A 16,901-nucleotide genomic window follows, 5' to 3' on the forward strand; every position below is an offset into this window, starting at 1 on the left:
CGGGCGTTTTGTGTTACTCCTGGGGGAAAAGCAGCTGGCCGTTGGCGGCGGCGGGCAGGTCCTCGGCGGCCTCCCTGGCGGCGATTCGCTCCACGTCCTCCATGACGCGCTGGACAAAGGGCGAGTTGTCGCCGCGGCGCTCCAGCTCCGCCCGGACGGCGGCGGGGTCGATGTCGGAAAAGTCGTCATCTTCCGCGCTGGCCGGTTCTGTGGTGGCCGGTTCTGTGGTGGCGGGGATGTTCAGGACCCGGCGGGCGGCGGCCTCGGCGTTTCGTGTGAGCTGGCGCTGCCAGGCTTGATTTCTGGGGGACCAGCGGAAGCCCTCGGATTTCAGAGCGGCGCGGGTGTCGGCGTCGGGGATTTCGTCAAAGATGATTTGCAGGCGGTTCTGTTCCATGTTGTGGACGATGTGCCCGCCGTCGAACTGCTGGACGTTCTCGGCGTCGTTTTTGTGCTCCTCGATGTCGGCCAGCTTGGAAAGGTTCTCCTGGGTCCGCTTGATTTTGTTCCGCAGGCTGGACAGCTCGAAGCTGGGGAAGGGAGCGCGGGCGAAAGAGGGAGCATCGGCCAGCTCTTTGTCCAGACGCTGCGCGCCCTCGTCGGTCAGGCCGGGGAAGCCGCGCATGGTTTTGTGCTTGCGGTAGTGGGCGTTCATGGCCTTGCCGCGGTCCAGGGTGTTTTGGAGCTTCTGCAGGCGCTCCTCCAGGATTTCGCGGGCGTGGGGGTCGGTGGGGTCCACGGGGCCGGTGCCAACGCTCTTGATTTTGTCCAGGATGGTTTGTATCTCCTGATACTCCCTCCAGAGGCTGTCCTCCCTGGCGTTCTGTCTCTCCTTCTTGCGGGTGGGGAAGTTAGAAAAACCGGCGACCAGGACGGAGGGACAGCTGGCCCCGTTCCGGTTGTGGGCGTTGGTCCAGTCGGCCAGGCGGCGGGCGTAGCGGTCCAGCAGGGCGTCCAGCTTGTCGTGGTAAAAGGGGCTGACGCGCTTTTTCTGTTTCTCCACCAGCTCGGCGGCGCTGTCAACAGCGGCCCGGTATTCGGCGGTTGCGCTGCCGGTTTTGTAGTCGGACATGGACATGGCCTCGTGGGACCGGCGCGCGGCGTCCTCGCTGATTTCGTAGTATTTCGGCATGGTTTTGGCCTCCCTTGTTTTGTGTTTGGGTTTTGCGCCCATGAGCGCCCGCCCCGGTCGGGGTGGCTGGACTTGCACCAGCGGCGGCGGATGCCGTCGGCCTTGCGGGCTGGGAGATTAGAACAGGGTCACGTTGTCGCCGTCGTTGGCGGACTTGACCAGGGCCGCGTATTTCTGCAGCCGGTCATCCTGGGCGGCCTGGGCTTCGACGCGCTTCACCTTGTCGGCGTTCTTCATGGCGTCGGCCTGGGCGGCCTTGCGGCTGTGGGCGGTGGAGACGGCCAGACCATACACGGGATGGATGGCAAACCAGAGGGACCCGGCGCTGTAATAGTTATAAATGCCGTCGGTGTAGCCGGTCATCTTGCAGGCTTCCGGCTGCTGGGTCTTTTCGTTGCGGCGGACGGTGGCGAACTCGCACTTTTTCCAGGGCTGCGGGGTACGCTTGCCGGGGTGGATGGTCCAGGTCTCATAAACGCGGGCGGGCTTTTTGTGGGCCTCCTCCCGCCCCGGTTGGGGGGCCGGGGCCGGGAGCAAATCGAACTTGTACACGGGGACCAGGGCCGTGCAGGGGGCCGGGGCGGCGGGCTTCTCCGGCTCCACCTGGGGAGCGGGGGCGGCGGGCTTGTCCGCCGGGGCCGCCGTGCTGGGCTTCACCCAGTAGGCGGACTTTTTGCGGCTCCAGATGCCGCCCGCGGCCTTGATGGCGTCGGCGTGGGCTTCCGTGTCGCCGGTCAGCCAGACCACCGGCGCGCCGGTCTTTTCTCCCTTGACCGTCAGGACCACGCCGGGCAGGTTCTGCAGCTGGGCCTTGATGGTCTCCAGGTCGGCGGCGGGGGCGTTCTTCTCGACCTGGGAAAAGCTGTAGATGTGGGACAGCTTCTTGTAGAAATGCGGGCTGTTTTCGGGGATGTCCTCCCCGGCCTCCTCGGCGGCCTCCACGGCGGCCCGGCTGGGCTTGCTGGTGTGCTTCCACAGCAGGCAGGAGAAAAGCGGCTCGGCGTCGGGCTTCACGTGGTAGCCGCGGCGGGACCATTCCGGGATGGTGTGGAAGGGGAGGTCCCCGTGGTAGGCGGTCAGGAGCTGCTGCAACTGGTCGTCGGTCATCCCGCGGGCCTGGAGCGCGTTGGCGATAATCTTGGAGTTATTCATGGATTCCCTTTCTGCCCTTCACCCTGGGCGGCGGGTCATTTTGATTTTTTGGGCTGTGCCCATGAGCGCCCGCCCCGGCGGGGCGGCTGGACTTGCACCAGCGGCGGCGGATGCCGTCGGCCTTGCGGGCTTTAGCGGACGGGGATGGCGGCTTTATAACCGGGCTTTTCCCAGATGTCGTATTGCTGGCCGCTTTCGTCCTGCACTCTGCGGGTGATGCTGTAGCCGTGGGACCTGCACCACTCCGGGCCGAAGTAGGTGCGGTCAACGGTGATGCCGTTATAATTTCTATCGCGGAGCTTGTCGCCAATCAAACGCATGGTTTCCATTGTTTTCTCCTCCTGGCCTGCTGGCCTGCTGTGATGTTTGGCACGGTTGAGTGCCGCTTGTGATGGTTGCATAATAGCACGGTTGAGTGCGGCTGTCAAGCGATTTTTTGCGGAAATTTTCGATTTGTGCAGGTTGCACGGTTGAGTGCGTCTGGCATTGTGCATTTTGCATGGTTGAGTGCGTGGGCCGCTTGACTTATGCGGGCGGTCGTGGTATTCTTGACACATGACCAGCACGGCGGCGAACTCGCCGCGCTGGCCGTGGAGCTGTGCCGGGGGTGTGCCTTGCTACGGGGACCCCCGGCGCTTTTTACTTGCTGGCGTTGTGCCGCTCTTCAAGCGCCTTGCGGAACTCTTCGATGGTCTGGGCCTTTTCGGCCATCGCCATGATTTCGAGCCGTTCCGCGCTCTTGGCTTCCTTCACCAGCAGCTCGGCAGTGGTGGGCGTGTTCATGTTCACCTCCCCCTTCTGGACGCCTTGCGGCGGTTCGCTGGGCCGTCGGGCCGTGGCCGTCTGGCTTGGCTCGAATGATAGCGGGCGATTTTGGCGGCGTCAACCCCCCGAAAACCCTTCCCACGGTCCCCATTTAGGGGGGACCTGGGAACTTTTTTTGCACAAATTTCCGGGCCGTTTTTCGTGCAGTTTGACGGTTTGGGGGGACTATAGGGGGGCAAGATATAGCAAAGCAAAACAAACGCAGAACGGGAAAGCCCCGGCAGGGTGTGAGCCTTGCCGGGGCTTTTTTCGTGCCCGGAATTTCCAGCCAGGAAACCGGGCCGGATGGGGGACTATAGGGGGCGTATTATAACCCAGGAAGAACAACCAGACCGTGCGCGTAAAACCCTTCGGCGCGGCGGCGGGGCCGGAAAATTTCCAGCCGGGGCCGCGTCGATGGAGACCGGCGGCGGATGCCGTCGGCGGGACCGGCAGCGGACCGGCGGCAGACCGACGGACCGGGAGACCGGGAGCAGACCGGCGGACCGGGAGACCGGGAGCAGACCGGCGGCGGATGCTGTCAGCGGGACCGGGGGCGGAGCGTGGCCGCACCGGCAGACCGGCGGCAGCTGGGGCGGATGCCGCCGGGGGCGAGCTGTCCGGCGGCGGGGATTTTCTCCGGAAAAAATTTCTGTGAAAAAAATCCGTGAAAAAATCCGTGGGAAGCTCCAGCGGCGGCAGCAGGCAGGCCGCAGGGCATGACCGGCAGAACATCCGCCGCAACCGGGGCGGGGGCGACTGGCGGAGGGGATGCACGGCGGCCAGCTGGAGACGGGACCGGAGCGGGACCGGGGCGGCGGCGGGCCGCAACTTTTCGCGGCGGCCTTGCAAAAGCGCCGCGGCGAGGGGTTTTATGCGCGCGGGAGGAGGATTATAACAAGCTATATACGGTCCCCCCTATAGTCCCCCCAAAGGCCATGCAAGCGGGGCGGCGGGCACTTGCAAAACACCGCCCAGCAGGCAGCACCGCCCAGCAGGCCGCCCAGCCAAGGCCAACAGGGCCAGCCAAGGCAGGCACCGACCAAGGCAGGCACCAGCCAGGCAGCGCCGCCCAGCAGGCCGCCAAGCCCAGCCCAGCAGAGCCAGCCAGCCGAGAACCAAGCGCACACGCACGCGCGAGATTCTAAACGCGCGCGCGAGCGGGCGAACTATACCGCGCGCGGGCGCGCGGGTCCTCCCGCGGGGCTGCTTTTGTCTGCGGGTTCGGGAGCGCAAAATTTTTTTAGGTGTGACCCTGTTTTTTCACTTCCCCCAGAGGGGCCGGAAAAATGAAGGGGGGTCAAAAAATCGGGGCCGGGGACCTGCGGCAGAAAAAATTTCAAAAAAATTTTTCTCCATTAGCAACTTCTGCAGGTTTTCTGTGGTATTTTGATAGCGTGAATAGTTGGCCCGCGGCGGAAACGTCGCGGGTCTTTGCTTTGTCTGGAGGTGGGCGTGTGCCGAAGCGAAGCGAGAAGCGCGACACCGCCAGGGCCGAATATATTGCCCGTCGGAGCCGCAACGAGGATGTGAACCTGCGGGAATTGGCCGAGCAGATGGGCGTCAACTACAAGACCCTGCGGGACTGGAAAGCGAAGGACCGCTGGGACGATGCTCTCCCGCCGAGGAAGCGGGGCGGCCAGCCGGGCAACCGGAACAGCAAGGGAAAGCGGAACGCCGCCGGGAGCCATAAGGGCGCGCCGGTGAGGAATAAGAACGCCGAGAAGGACGGGGCCTACAGCACCGTCTTTTTCGATGCGCTGACGGATGAAGAAAAGCAGTTTGTGGAGCGCACTCCGCTGAAAGGCCGGGAGGCGCTGGAGCACGAGATGAAGATACTCAAATTCCGGGAGAACAAAATCCTTTGCAAAATAGCGGACTATGAGCGCGCCCCGGAGGACGCTCTTTATATCAATAGTGTTCTGGATATGCGGGTGCCCGGCGGGAGAGGACCGGACAAGAAGGACGGGGCCAAGCAGCAGATGGGTATGTACAGCAAGGACAGCGCCTTTGCCCGCGTGCTGAAATTGCAGGAGGCGCTTTACAAGGTCCAGGGCCGTATCGCCAAAATCGCGGACAGCCTGCGGGCGGCGGAGGAGAACGAGACCCGCGTGGAGCTGGAGCGGCAGCGGCTTGAAATCATGCGGATGCGGGCGACCGGAACCGTGGAATCCCCGGACGCCGAGGAAGAAGAAACGGTCATCCCGGACGAGGAGCGCGAGGACATCCGGGAGACTGGAGGCGAACAGGTGTGAAGCTCTACACGGCAAACGTGGTGGCGGACTGGCTGGCCCTGACGCCGCGCCGGGTCCGGCAGCTGCGAGACGAGGGCGTTATCAGCGAGAAAGCGCCCGGCCTCTACGATATGAAATCCACGGTGGCGCGGTACATCATGTACCTGCGGAAAGGCTGCAAGGCAGACTTCAACGACGAGCGGGCGCTGCTGACAAGGGCCAAGCGCCAGGCGGCGGACATGGAGAACGAGCTGCGCCGGGGGAACCTCCACCGGACGGAGGACATCGAGAAGGGCCTGGCTACCATGTGCCTGAACATCCGGGGCCGCCTGTCGGTCCTGCCTGCGAAGCTGTCCGGGGAGCTGGCCCAGATGGGCGGCGACCGAGCGGGCATATTCGACAAGCTGAAAGGAGCCATAGACGAGGCGCTGGAGGACCTATCCAACTTCAACGTGGCGTATGCGGCAAAGGGCGGTAACGATGAAGAAGAAGGAGAAGAACCCCTGTGAGGGGTGCGTATGGGGCCGGACCATCACGGAGGAAAAAATCTTCTGCCCGTTCCCGCGGTGCGTGAAAGGGACTATACCGCTGGTGGACAACAGGAAGGAGCGGGAGAAGCCGGATGGAGGACCAGGAGAAAAGAGCATGGGTCGTTGAAATCGCGCCGCATACGGCGGAGATGTTCGCACGGTGCGCGGCGCTCCTGCGCCCGCCGCCGGGCATGACCCTCTCCCAGTGGGCCGACACCTACCGGATGCTGTCCCCGGAGAACAGCGCAGCGCCGGGGCGCTGGCACACCGAGAACGCGCCATACCAGCGGGAAATCATGGATGCCATCGGAGACCCGCACATCCGCAAGGTCGTGATTATGAGCGCGGCGCAAATCGGCAAGACGGCCATGCTGATGAATATGCTGGGCTTCTATATGCACTACTACCCCGCCCCGGTCCTGGTGATGCAGCCTACCCTTGAAATGGGCCAGACGTTCAGCAAGGACTTCCTCGCGCCCATGATACGGGACACGCCGGTTCTGGCGCGCCTGGTGGACACCAAGAGCCGGTACAGCGGGAATACCATCCTGAAAAAGAATTTCCCCGGCGGCCATGTGACCATCATCGGGGCGAACAGCCCGGCCAGCCTGGCGAGCCGCCCCATCAAGGTGCTGCTGTGCGACGAGGTGGACAGATACCCGGAGAGCGCCGGAACAGAGGGGGACCCCCTCCTGCTGGCCCAAAAGCGGCAGACGACCTTCTGGGACAAGAAAACCGTCATCGTCTCCACGCCGACCATCAAAGGCCATAGCCGCATCGAGACGGAGTTTGCGGAGACCACGCGGGAGGAGTGGACGGTGCCATGCCCTGGGTGCGGGCACTACCAGCCCCTGACGTGGGGCGGCGTGAAGTTCGACAAGGACGACCTGACAAAGCCTATCCTCTACGAGTGCGAGCGGTGCGGGGAGACCTTCGGGGAATACGAGTGGAAGAAGCAAGGGCAGCTGGGCCGCTTCCGGGCGGAGAATCCGGGCGCGGAGGCGCGGGGCTTCCATTTGAACACCCTGGCCTCCAACTTCTGCGGCTGGCATGAGGTGGTGGAGAAGTTCCTGCTGGCGCGGGAGCTGCAAAAACAGGGAGACCCGGAGAAGATGAAAACCTGGGTCAACACGGAGCTGGGGGAAACCTGGGAGGAGCCGGGCGACCGCGTGGACGACGCGGACCTGATAAACCGCCGGGAAATCTACGGCGCGGAGGTGCCGGACGACGTGCTGGTGCTGACCGCTGGCGTGGACGTGCAGGCGGACCGCTTCGAGGTGGAGGTGGTCGGCTGGGGCGTCGGCAAGGAGAGCTGGGGAATCCGGTATCAAAAGATACTGGGCGACACGCTGGAAAATCAGGTGTGGGCAGACCTGGACGCTTTCCTCCAGACGCGCTTCCACAAAAGGGACGGGACGGCCCTGCCGATTGCCGCCTGCTGCATCGACAGCGGCTACCGGTCCAATCAGGTGTACAGCTTCACGGTGGACAAGTTCGACCGCTATGTGTTCGCCATCAAGGGCAAGGGCGGCCAGGGCGTGCCCTACATCCGCAATCCGTCCAAGGACAACCGCGTTTCCACTCCCCTGTTCACCATCGGCGTTGACGCGGGAAAGGACTTCGTTTACCAGCGCCTGCGGGTGGTGGTGAAGGGCGCGAACTACTGCCACTTCCCGCTGGATGACGGGACCGGGTACGACGAGACGTACTTCAAGGGCCTTGCCAGCGAGATGAAGATTACCAGGTTCCAGAAAGGCAAGATGACGGTGGCCTGGGTGCTGCGGGACAAGGGGTACAAGCGGAACGAGCCGCTGGACCTGCGCAACTACGCAACCGCGGCCCTGGAGATATACAATCCCCCGCTGCAGAAACCAGAGCCGGGGACGGAACAGAGGGCGCGCCGCGTAGGCAGGCGGGTCTTGAATCGAGGTGTTTGATATGGCCGTATTCAGTAAGAAGCTGTGCGAGACAAAGCTGCAGATATGGCTGGACGCGGAGGAAGCCGTAGCGACCGGGCAGAGCTATCAAATCGGGACCCGGATGCTGACCAGGGCAGACCTGAAACAGATTCGGGAGGAAATGGAATACTGGGCCGGGAAACTGGCCGAGGCGGAAGCGGAGGAAGCGAGCGGGGGCAGAAACCGCGCGTATCGCTTCGTCATCCGTGACGTGTAGGGAGGGCGCACATGGCAAAGCAAAATTTCCTGGACAAGTGTATTGCGGCGGTCTCCCCGGTGCGAGCGGTCCGGCGGGCCGCGGCGCGGACGGCCCTGGAGTTCGTCAACTCCGGGTACGGCAACTACGGCGCGAACACCACGAAAAAGAGTATGCGCGGCTGGATGTACTACGGCGGGAGCGCCAAGGAGGACATAGAGGACAACATCGACGTGCTCCGCCAGCGGTCCAGGGACGCCTACATGGGAATCCCTATCGCCGCCGCCGCCCTGAAAACCATGCGGACAAACGTGGTAGCCGGGGGGCTGATGCCGTCCCCGCAAATCGACGCGGACTTCCTGGGGCTGACCAACGAGCAGGCGGAGGCCCTGCAGGCCCAGGTCCTGCGGGAGTTCTCCCTGTGGGCGGACACGCCGGTTTGCGACGCGGACCGGATGGACAACTTCTACAAGCTCCAGCAGCTGGCTTTCCTCTCCTACCTGATGAACGGTGACGCTATCGCGCTGCTGCCGGTGAAGGAACAGCCGGGAAGCCCGTACAGCCTGCGGGTGCGCATCATCGAGGCGGACCGGGTGTGTTCCCCCAATGGATATGACCGGCTGACGCCGTGCGTCGTGGCAGGGCGCGACGTGTACAGCATCGTGCAGGGCGTGGAGACGGACGAGAGCGGAACGGTGGTGGCCTACTGGATTTCCAACCGTCACCCCCTGGCAAGTCTGTCAACGCAGGCGGGGGCGCTGGAGTGGACGCGGGTGGAAGCCTACGGGACCACGGGGCGGCCTAACGTCCTCCACGTGATGAACCGCGAGCGGGCGGGTCAGCTCCGGGGCGTTCCCATCCTGGCCCCGGTGCTGGAGGCGCTGAAACAGCTGGGCCGGTACACGGACGCAGAAATCACGGCGGCGGTCATCTCTGCCATGTTTACGGTGTTCATCAAATCGGCCACGGTGCAGAACGGCAAGCCCATCGGGGAAATGCTGCCGCCAGACGTGCTTATCGACGCGCAGGACCAGAGCAGCATCGAGCTGGGGGCCGGGGCCGTGGTGGCCCTCAATCCTGGGGAAGATGTGGAGTTTGCCGACCCAAAACACCCCAACAGCGGGTATGACACCTTCTTCAACGCCATGGTGGTTGAAATCGCGGCGGGGCTGGAAATCCCGCCGGAGGTGGTCCTAAAGCAGTTCACCAAGAATTTCAGCTCCGCCCGCGGCTCCCTCAACGAGTTTTGGCGGACCTGCGGGATGATGCGGGATTGGTTCGCGGACGACTTCTGCCAGCCCATCTATGAAACCTTTTTTGCAGAGGCCGTGGCGCGCGGGCGTATCAAAGCGCCGGGATTCTTCGCGGACCCGGCCATCCAAAAGGCATACACGGATTGCAAGTGGAACGGCCCCTCCCGCACGGCGCTGAATCCGTCCCAGGAGGTGGAGGCGGCCATCAAGCGAGTGGACGCCGGATTTTCCACGGCGGAGGAGGAAACGGCCCAGCTCACCGGCGGGGACTATAACCGGAACATCCGCAAGCGGGTCATTGAGGCGCAGAGGAAGCGGGAGGTGGACGAGGCCGCCGCCCCGCCTGCGCAGCAGCAGACGGACCCGGAACAGCCGCCGGACAGCGGCGGGAATGAACAGCAAGAAGGGGGACAGAACAATGCCTAAAAAGTTTTGGGAGTTCCGAAACCAGGCAGGGACAGGAAAGGCGGAGCTGCTGCTGTACGGCGACATCTCCGACACCAGCTGGTGGGGGGACGAGGTAACGCCGAAGCAGTTTGCCCAGGAGCTGAACGACCTGGGGAACGTGGCTGAAATCGACGTGCGCATCAACAGCGGCGGCGGGGACGTGTTCGCCGCCCAGACCATCGGGAACCTGCTGGAGCAGAACGCGGCCTTTGTGACCGCCTACATCGACGGGCTGTGTGCGTCGGCGGCCACCGTCGTTGCCTGCCACTGTAACAAGGTCGTGGCGGCCAATGACAGCGCCTACATGGTCCACCCGGTCAGGATGGGCCTGTGCGGGTATGTGGACGCGGAGACGCTGCAGCAGTACATCGACGCCATCACCACCATTCGGGAGAACATCGTCACGCTCTACGCCAAGAAAACGGGCCGGGAGAAGGACGAGGTGGCCGGATGGATGGACGCCACCAGCTGGTGGACCGCGCCCCAGGCAAAAGAAAACGGCTTTGTGGACGAGCTGACGGATGAAGGAGAGGACGTTGTTGCGGAGAACCGCAGCGGCGTCCTCTTTGTCAACAGCATCAGCATGAATCTCCCGTTCGACAAAGCGCCCAAGTTTGTGCAAGACAGTCTGGCGGCGGGGGCCGCCGGGCGTTCTGCAAATAAAAAACCGGCCAAGCCGGAAAACACCAAGGAGGAACAGGACATGGACACCATCAACACTGTGGACGACCTGCGGAACGCCTATCCTACGCTGGTCGGTCAAATCGAGCAGGCGGCGGCTGACGCCGCGACCAAGGCGGAGCGGGAGCGCATCCAGGGCATCGAGGACGCGGCCCTGCCCGGCAGCGAGCAGCTGACGGCGGAGGCCAAGTTCACCAAGCCCATGACCGTCAGCGACTTCGCCGTGGCGCTGGTGAAGAACGCCAAGGCCCAGGGGGCCACCTATCTGGCGGAGGTCAAGAAGGACGCCGAGGCCAGCGGCGTGAACAAAGTCACCAACACCCCGCCCGACGGCCAGGGCAGCGGAGACGAGTTCCTTGCCGCGCTCCAGGGTCTGGGCAAGAACAAGGACAAGAATCAGTAAGGAGGAAATGACATGAGCATGGATTTGGAAGTCAAGACCTTCCGGCATGACCCGGAATACTTCGAGGCGGGTCCCCACCCTATCGCCAAGACCGTGAAAACGACTTCGGCGGACGTAAAAGCCCACGCGCCCGTGCAGCTGGACGAGAGCGGGAAAATCAAGCCCGTGGCGACCGGCGAGGAGGAGAGCGTGTACGGCATCGTGCCGGAGGCCGCTGCCAGCGGCGAGGAGGCCGTGGTGTACCTGACCGGCGAGTTCTTTGCCGACACCCTGGCGCTGGAGGAGAGCGTGACCGCGGCCAAGCTGGAGGCCCCGCTGCGGAAAATCGGCATCTTCCTGAAAGGGGTCAAGGCGGACCCTTGACGGGGGCTGACCGCGTAAGCATCCCCGCCCAGGGTCAGTCCCTCGATTTGGGCGAAAAGCACGTGAGCGACCTTATCGGCCCGGAAACCAAAATCCAGTGGAGCGGGACGGATGGAACCGTCATCGGCCCCATCAAGAAGCTGGACGAGTGGCCCGAATGGGGCGCGCCGGACGGCGGGCACTTCTTCCCCGTGGAGCTGGACAGCCAGTACGAGGGCATGAACATCACCATGGAGGGCGTGACCGTGCCGGAGAAATCGGCGGTGGACCTGAAATGGGTCCTGAAAGTGGACGAGGCCCACGCCCAGCGCAAGAAATTCACATTCAAGGCGGAGGGGGAGGAAATCTTCACCCTCGACTTCTCGCAGGCCGAGCTTTCGGCCTGACGGGCAAATTCAACAGGAGGTAATTCAACTATGCCCAACGAAGTGAACATCTACACTCCGCGCTATCTGGCGGAGGTGGTGCGGCAGGCTCCCCCTGTCCGCACTTATTTTTTGGACACCTTCTTCACCAACATCATGACCTTCCCCACCGAGCGGGTGGACATCGACCTGGTGAAAGGCGACCGGCGCATGGCCGCGTTCGTGCATCCCCGCGCGGGCGGCCAGGTCCTGCGGGACACCGGCTATGAGACCAAGAGCTACAAGCCGCCACTTATCAATCCCTACGACCTGACCACCGCGGACAGGCTGATGACCCGCCTGCCCGGCGAGGACCTGTACAGCGGCATGACCCCCGCCCAGCGGGCGGCGGAGAAGCTGATGGCCGAGTACAACCGCCTGAACGACGCGGCCACGCGCCGCGAGGAGTGGATGGCTGCCCAGGCCATCATCAACGGGGAAATCCCTGTTGTGGGCGAGGGCGTGAATGAGACCATCGACTTCGGCTTCACCAACACCGTGAAGCTCCAGGAAAACGCCGCCTGGGGCCAGAGCGAGGCAAAGCCGCTGGACGACCTGGGCGACTGGGTGGACAAGGTGCAGGTGAACGGCTTCGCCAACGTGGACCGGGTCATCTTCGGCAAGAAAGCTATCAGGCTGTTCCTGGCTGACCCGGAGGTGCAGAAGCGCATGGACAACCGGCGCTTCAACATCGGGGAAATCGCTCCCCGCGACCTGCCCAACGGCGTGCGCTACTACGGCCACCTGAACGACCCCAGCCTGGACCTGTACGGCTACAGCGAGGTGTTCCTGGACGACTGGACCAAGCCCGAAGCGCCGGAGACCAAGCCCCTTGTGCCGGACAACGCCCTGGTGATGGCCCCTGCTGACCCCGGCTTCATGCGGGCCTACGGCGCGGCGACCTACCTCGACGACCGCGGCGCGTGGGTAACTGCGCAGACCGCCCGCCTGCTCCGCAGCTACGTGAAGCACGGCCCCGACCGCCGCTTCCTGGAGCTGCAGGCGCGCCCCCTGCCCATCCCCGACAAGGTGGACAGCTGGCTGGTGGCGTTCGTCTGCGACAACGACGGCTGACATGGGCGCGCTGTTCGACCTGGACCAGAACTACGGAGACGAGAAGCCGGAGAAGCGGAGAATCTTCAAGGACTTCGCCGCGGCTGACATCGACACGACCTTCTTCAACTGCGACGAGCACGCCGACCTGCACACGGTTGACGGGAAGGAAGTGCTGGTCATCCTGAACAGCTACGACGTGCGGGACCACTCCGCCCACTGGGAGGCCGGTGCAAAGCAGAACTTTGACACCGGCCTCTACAACCTGAACATGGTCATGTACATTCGGGTGAAGGACTACGGGCCGAAGCCGAAGCAAGGGAAGCTGCTGACGCTGGATAAGCTCACCTACTCCATCCGTAAGTGCGACGACGAGGGCGGTATCTACCGCATGACGCTGGAAAGGGTGCGGCAAAGCTGATGGCAGAAGTCAGAACGCCGGTCACGGTAGACCTGAAAGGCCGGATGGTCACAATCGAAATCGAAGGGCTGGACACCGTGGAGCGGGCGCTGGGCGACCTGCGGGGCAAGACCCCGCAGGCGCTCAAAGTGGCCGTGAACCAGACGGCGCGAGAGGCCCGCAAGATGATGATTGCCGCAGCCAAGGCGCGGTACGTGGTGAACGCCGCCGGGCAAAGGCACCTGAACGACCTGAAACAGAAGAAAAAGGCCACCAACACCAATCCGGCGGCAACGCTGTTCATCTCCAAAATGCGGAACGACCTGGCCTATTTTGAGAATATGCCGACCACCGTTTACAGCGGGATGAACGTCCGGCACGCGCCGCAGTTCGTCAAGGCCCGCGTGCTGGCGGATTCCGGCTTGAAGGACCTGACGGGCAAGGGGAATTTGAGCAAGGGCTTCCTGGCCCAGTTCAAGTCCGGCCACATCGGAATGGTCCAGCGCGTCATCGGCTCCAAGTCCAGCCACACGGTCACGGAGAGCGGCAGGCCGCGGTGGAGGAACGCCCAGGGGAACGTGGAAAAGCTCCAGACCATGGGCGCGCCCAGCGCGACGGCCATGCACACGCAGGTTTGGCCGGAGGTCCAGGAGGACGTGCGCTACTACCTGATGGCCCGCATCCAGGACCGCGTGGACTGGATTCTGGCGAGATACAGCTGACGAGGTGAACCATGAAAAACTATTCCAGCGAGATTGAACAGGCGGGAATCGGGAGAACGCCGCAGCTGTGCCAGGACGCGCTTATCGAGATGCTGGAGGAGCTGTTCGACGGAAAGAAGTACGCCGGGCAGGAGGGGCGGAAGCCCCTGCGCATCATTCGACAGGACATCGACATCCCGGAGGAGTTCGACGAGGAAGTGGACACCGACGCCTGCGCCGCGCCCTACATCCGCGTCACCATGACCGGGGGCGAGATACCGGACGACGACAGCCCGCAGCTGGTGGAGTTCTCCCTGACCATCTGCGCCTATGACACCGGGACCAAGCGAGAGGGGTTCCGGGATGTGGCGAACATCAAGGAGGACATCATCCAGCGGATTTGCACGCGCCCCTACTTCGGAGGCGCGTTTACGATTTTGAAGCCTATCGCCTGGGCCATCCAGCAGGACACCTCCCCGCCCTACTATTTCGCGGCGTGCGTGCTCACCTGCACGGCCCCGGCCCTCACGCAAGACACTGAACTGAAAGGAATGGTGTAACTATGGCGACCAAGAAAAAGGCGCAGACCACCGCCGCGGCCCCGGAGGAGCAGACGGCGGAGACCCAGACCACCCCGGCGGCCCCCGCCCCGGAGACCCCCGCGGCCCCCACCCCGGCGGCCCCCGCCCCGGAGACCACCGCGGCCACCACCCCGGCGGCCCCTGCCCCGGAGACCACCACCCAGGCCACGCCGGAGACCCCGGAGACCACAGCCCCGGCCACGCCGGAGCAGGAGCGGGACGAGTTCGCGGACATCACGAATCCCTGCGTGTACTGCGGCCCCAGCGTGCGGGGCGTGGCGAGGCAGTACACCACGTACCAGGGCGGAATCCCGAAGGAGCTGAAAGCGTTCATCCGGGAGCACCCCCTTGTGCGTCGGCTTATCGTCCACCCTGGGAAGTTCGCCGCCGTCCGCCAGCGGCTGGAGACCCCCGGCACGGCGGAGGCCATCATCTACAAGAAGCTGAAAGCGGAGCTGTGAGAACAGCCCCGCTTCATCTCAAAGAACAATAGGAGGAAAAAGGCATGGCAGATACCTATAAGCATGGCGTATATGTCCAGGAACAGGCGACGCGGCTTATCGCGCCTGTTCTCGGAACGGCGGGCCTGCAGGTCATCGTGGGCACGGCCCCGGTGAATATGCTGGCCGACCCGGCGGGGGCGGCGAACACTCCCCTGCTGGTTCAGAGCTACAAGGAGGCCGTGGCGGCTGTGGGGTACAGCGACGACTTTGCCGCGTACACCCTCTGTGAGAGCATCAGCGCCAACTTCCAGGTGGTGGGCACCGGGCCGCTGGTGCTTATCAACGTGCTGGACCCCAGCAACACGAAGTTCCAGGAGGAAGTGGCCGAGAAGGACATCGAGCTGTCCGACGACGTGGCTCTGGTGGAGGAGACCGGCCTGCTGCCGAAGGAGCTGAAAGTGAAAACCGGCGGGACGGAGGCAACCGACCTGGCGGCGGACACCGACTACACCACGACGTTCAACAACGACGGCACGCTGACTATCCTGCTCACCAGCGCGGGGAAGGAAAAGCTGGAGGCCGACAGCGACGCCGCGGGGAAAATCAAGGTCAGCGGCAAGAAGCTGGACCCGTCCAAGGTCACGGCGCAGGACATCATCGGCACCGTGGACGTGGGCACGGGCAAGGAGACCGGCCTGGAGGTCGTCCGGCAAATCTATCCCAAGCTGGGCATGACCCCCGGCATCCTGCTGGCCCCCAGGTTCAGCGCGAAGCCGGAGGTGTCCGCGGCCCTGCAGGCCAAGACCCACGAAATCAACGGCGTTTTCTCCGCTGTGACCATCATCGACGTGGACAGCTCGGCGGAGGGCGCGACCAAGTACACCGACGTTAAGGAGCAGAAGGAGGGCCAGGCCCTGACGAACCCCAACGCTTTCCCCGTCTGGCTCTATGGCAAGGTGGGCGAGACCATGTACAGCGGCTCCACCCTGGCGGCGGCCCTGACGGCCTACACCGACGCGGTGAACGGGGACGTGCCAAACGTCAGCCCCAGCAACAAGACGCTCGCCATCAGCGCCGTGTGCCTGGCGGACGGCACGGAGGTCCTACTGGACCAGACCCAGGCCAACACCGTCAACAGCTTCGGAGTGGCGACGTTCCTCAACATGAACGGCTTCCGCCTGTGGGGCAACAACACCGCCTGCTATCCGGGCAACACGGACCCCAAGGACCGCTGGTTCTCCGTGCGCCGGTTCTTCTGCTGGTCTGCCAATACGTTCATTCTGACGTATTTCCAGAAGGTGGACGACCCCATGAACCCCCGGCTTATCGAGGCCATTGTGGACAGCGAGAACGTGCGCGGCCACAGCTTCGTGGCGCGGGACATCTGCGCCCGGTATGAAATCGAGTTCAACGAGGACGAGAACCCGACCACGGACCTGCTCAACGGCAAAATCACCTTCCATCAGTACCTGACGCCCTACGTCCCGGCGGAGGACATCGAGAACATCCTGGAGTTCGACCCGGATGCTCTGAGCGCGCTTTTCGCGAAAGGAGGGACCAGAACATGATTAGCAATAACTACATCCCGGAGAAAATCAACGAATACAACGTGTATCTGGACGGCACCAAGATGATTGGTATTGCGGCGGCGGCCACGCTGCCGGAGGTCAATATGCAGACCAGCACCGTGTCCGGCGTCGGCGTCAACGGCGAAATCGACAGCCCCACCCTGGGCCAGTTCGAGAGCATGGAGCAGGAAATCCAGTTCAACACGCTGTACAGCTCCTGCGCGGATATGCTTTCCCCTTTGAGCGCCGTCAATCTGACGTTCCGCGCCGCGCAGCAGGTCTATGACAAGGGGACCGGCGGCGGGTACATCTTCAAGTCCCTGCGCATCGTGGAGATGGGCCGGGTCAAGAAGTTCAACCCCGGCAAGCTGGAAAAGGCCAACAGCATGGAGGCCGCTATCACCCTGGAGCTGACCTACATTCTGGTCGAGGTGGACGGTGCGCCCATCCTGGAAATCGACAAGCTGAACCAGGTGTACAAGGTCAACGGCGTGGATATGCTGGCCGACGTGCGCAACATGACCTGACAGAAGAATACAAAACCAGACCAGCCCGCCCCGGCCAGAAATCCGGGGCGGGCCTATTCTGCTATGAATGG

At 63.6% G+C, this 16,901-nt stretch carries 21 protein-coding genes; 17 read left to right on the forward strand and 4 right to left on the reverse strand.

Annotation, left to right across the window (positions count from 1 at the left end; all coding sequences use genetic code 11):
• Nucleotides 1-13: 13 nt before the first annotated feature.
• From Q0Z71_RS13330 to Q0Z71_RS13345, 4 genes are all read right to left on the reverse strand, one after another.
• The gene (locus Q0Z71_RS13330) at nucleotides 14-1,132 is read right to left on the reverse strand and encodes a hypothetical protein (protein ID WP_298023658.1); all 1,119 of its coding nucleotides are present in this window, start codon (nucleotides 1,130-1,132) and stop codon (nucleotides 14-16) included.
• A 117-nt stretch (nucleotides 1,133-1,249) separates the two neighbouring features.
• A complete protein-coding gene (locus Q0Z71_RS13335; RefSeq protein ID WP_298023661.1) occupies nucleotides 1,250-2,284 on the reverse strand; it encodes a hypothetical protein in 1,035 nt (344 codons plus the stop codon).
• A 131-nt stretch (nucleotides 2,285-2,415) separates the two neighbouring features.
• Nucleotides 2,416-2,613: a hypothetical protein gene (locus Q0Z71_RS13340; protein ID WP_298023664.1), complete on the reverse strand. Its 198-nt coding sequence runs from the start codon at nucleotides 2,611-2,613 to the stop codon at nucleotides 2,416-2,418.
• 310 nt (nucleotides 2,614-2,923) lie between these two features.
• Nucleotides 2,924-3,067, reverse strand: coding sequence for a hypothetical protein (locus tag Q0Z71_RS13345; RefSeq protein WP_298023667.1), 144 nt, complete (start codon nucleotides 3,065-3,067; stop codon nucleotides 2,924-2,926).
• A gap of 455 nt (nucleotides 3,068-3,522) precedes the next feature.
• Here Q0Z71_RS13345 and Q0Z71_RS13350 point away from each other — a divergent pair, with 455 nt between their 5' ends.
• The 17 genes from Q0Z71_RS13350 to Q0Z71_RS13430 all read left to right on the forward strand — a co-directional run bounded on the left by Q0Z71_RS13350 (nucleotide 3,523) and on the right by Q0Z71_RS13430 (nucleotide 16,830).
• Nucleotides 3,523-3,759 (forward strand): hypothetical protein, encoded by a 237-nt coding sequence (locus Q0Z71_RS13350; RefSeq protein WP_298023670.1) that lies wholly within the window; start codon nucleotides 3,523-3,525, stop codon nucleotides 3,757-3,759.
• Nucleotides 3,760-4,545: 786 nt separating this feature from the next.
• A complete protein-coding gene (gene terS, locus Q0Z71_RS13355) occupies nucleotides 4,546-5,343 on the forward strand; it encodes a phage terminase small subunit (RefSeq protein WP_298023673.1) in 798 nt (265 codons plus the stop codon).
• Complete coding sequence (locus tag Q0Z71_RS13360; protein ID WP_298023676.1) at nucleotides 5,340-5,831, forward strand: hypothetical protein; 492 nt, start codon at nucleotides 5,340-5,342, stop codon at nucleotides 5,829-5,831. Before terS ends, Q0Z71_RS13360 begins: the two co-directional genes overlap by 4 nt.
• On the forward strand, nucleotides 5,803-5,979 hold the full coding sequence (locus tag Q0Z71_RS13365; protein ID WP_298023679.1) for a hypothetical protein: 177 nt from the start codon (nucleotides 5,803-5,805) through the stop codon (nucleotides 5,977-5,979). Before Q0Z71_RS13360 ends, Q0Z71_RS13365 begins: the two co-directional genes overlap by 29 nt.
• Nucleotides 5,945-7,789, forward strand: a complete 1,845-nt coding sequence (locus Q0Z71_RS13370; protein ID WP_298023683.1) for a phage terminase large subunit family protein — start codon at nucleotides 5,945-5,947, stop codon at nucleotides 7,787-7,789. The genes Q0Z71_RS13365 and Q0Z71_RS13370 overlap by 35 nt, the downstream gene beginning before the upstream one ends.
• 1 nt (nucleotide 7,790) lies before the next feature.
• Nucleotides 7,791-8,027 (forward strand): DUF6148 family protein, encoded by a 237-nt coding sequence (locus tag Q0Z71_RS13375; protein WP_298023685.1) that lies wholly within the window; start codon nucleotides 7,791-7,793, stop codon nucleotides 8,025-8,027.
• Between the two features lie 11 nt (nucleotides 8,028-8,038).
• The gene (locus Q0Z71_RS13380; RefSeq protein ID WP_298023690.1) at nucleotides 8,039-9,685 is read left to right on the forward strand and encodes a phage portal protein; all 1,647 of its coding nucleotides are present in this window, start codon (nucleotides 8,039-8,041) and stop codon (nucleotides 9,683-9,685) included.
• On the forward strand, nucleotides 9,678-10,790 hold the full coding sequence (locus Q0Z71_RS13385) for a head maturation protease, ClpP-related (protein WP_298023694.1): 1,113 nt from the start codon (nucleotides 9,678-9,680) through the stop codon (nucleotides 10,788-10,790). The genes Q0Z71_RS13380 and Q0Z71_RS13385 overlap by 8 nt, the downstream gene beginning before the upstream one ends.
• 12 nt (nucleotides 10,791-10,802) lie before the next feature.
• The gene (locus Q0Z71_RS13390; protein WP_298023696.1) at nucleotides 10,803-11,153 is read left to right on the forward strand and encodes a hypothetical protein; all 351 of its coding nucleotides are present in this window, start codon (nucleotides 10,803-10,805) and stop codon (nucleotides 11,151-11,153) included.
• A gap of 62 nt (nucleotides 11,154-11,215) precedes the next feature.
• On the forward strand, nucleotides 11,216-11,539 hold the full coding sequence (locus tag Q0Z71_RS13395) for a hypothetical protein (protein ID WP_298023699.1): 324 nt from the start codon (nucleotides 11,216-11,218) through the stop codon (nucleotides 11,537-11,539).
• Nucleotides 11,540-11,569: 30 nt separating this feature from the next.
• A complete protein-coding gene (locus tag Q0Z71_RS13400) occupies nucleotides 11,570-12,631 on the forward strand; it encodes a major capsid protein (protein WP_298023702.1) in 1,062 nt (353 codons plus the stop codon).
• A 1-nt stretch (nucleotide 12,632) separates the two neighbouring features.
• Nucleotides 12,633-13,031 carry a hypothetical protein gene (locus tag Q0Z71_RS13405; RefSeq protein WP_298023705.1) on the forward strand — a complete coding sequence of 133 codons (399 nt, stop codon included), beginning with the start codon at nucleotides 12,633-12,635 and terminating at the stop codon, nucleotides 13,029-13,031.
• The gene (locus tag Q0Z71_RS13410) at nucleotides 13,031-13,732 is read left to right on the forward strand and encodes a hypothetical protein (protein WP_298023708.1); all 702 of its coding nucleotides are present in this window, start codon (nucleotides 13,031-13,033) and stop codon (nucleotides 13,730-13,732) included. Before Q0Z71_RS13405 ends, Q0Z71_RS13410 begins: the two co-directional genes overlap by 1 nt.
• An 11-nt stretch (nucleotides 13,733-13,743) precedes the next feature.
• Nucleotides 13,744-14,271, forward strand: coding sequence for a hypothetical protein (locus tag Q0Z71_RS13415; protein ID WP_298023710.1), 528 nt, complete (start codon nucleotides 13,744-13,746; stop codon nucleotides 14,269-14,271).
• A 2-nt stretch (nucleotides 14,272-14,273) separates the two neighbouring features.
• Nucleotides 14,274-14,753, forward strand: coding sequence for a hypothetical protein (locus tag Q0Z71_RS13420; protein ID WP_298023713.1), 480 nt, complete (start codon nucleotides 14,274-14,276; stop codon nucleotides 14,751-14,753).
• A 44-nt stretch (nucleotides 14,754-14,797) separates the two neighbouring features.
• Entirely contained in the window at nucleotides 14,798-16,303 is a 1,506-nt protein-coding gene (locus Q0Z71_RS13425; protein WP_298023716.1) for a phage tail sheath family protein, read from the forward strand.
• On the forward strand, nucleotides 16,300-16,830 hold the full coding sequence (locus tag Q0Z71_RS13430; RefSeq protein ID WP_298023718.1) for a phage major tail tube protein: 531 nt from the start codon (nucleotides 16,300-16,302) through the stop codon (nucleotides 16,828-16,830). Before Q0Z71_RS13425 ends, Q0Z71_RS13430 begins: the two co-directional genes overlap by 4 nt.
• Nucleotides 16,831-16,901: the final 71 nt, after the last annotated feature.

It is taken from the genome of uncultured Dysosmobacter sp. (assembly GCF_947631635.1).
GTDB lineage: Bacteria > Bacillota > Clostridia > Oscillospirales > Oscillospiraceae > Oscillibacter.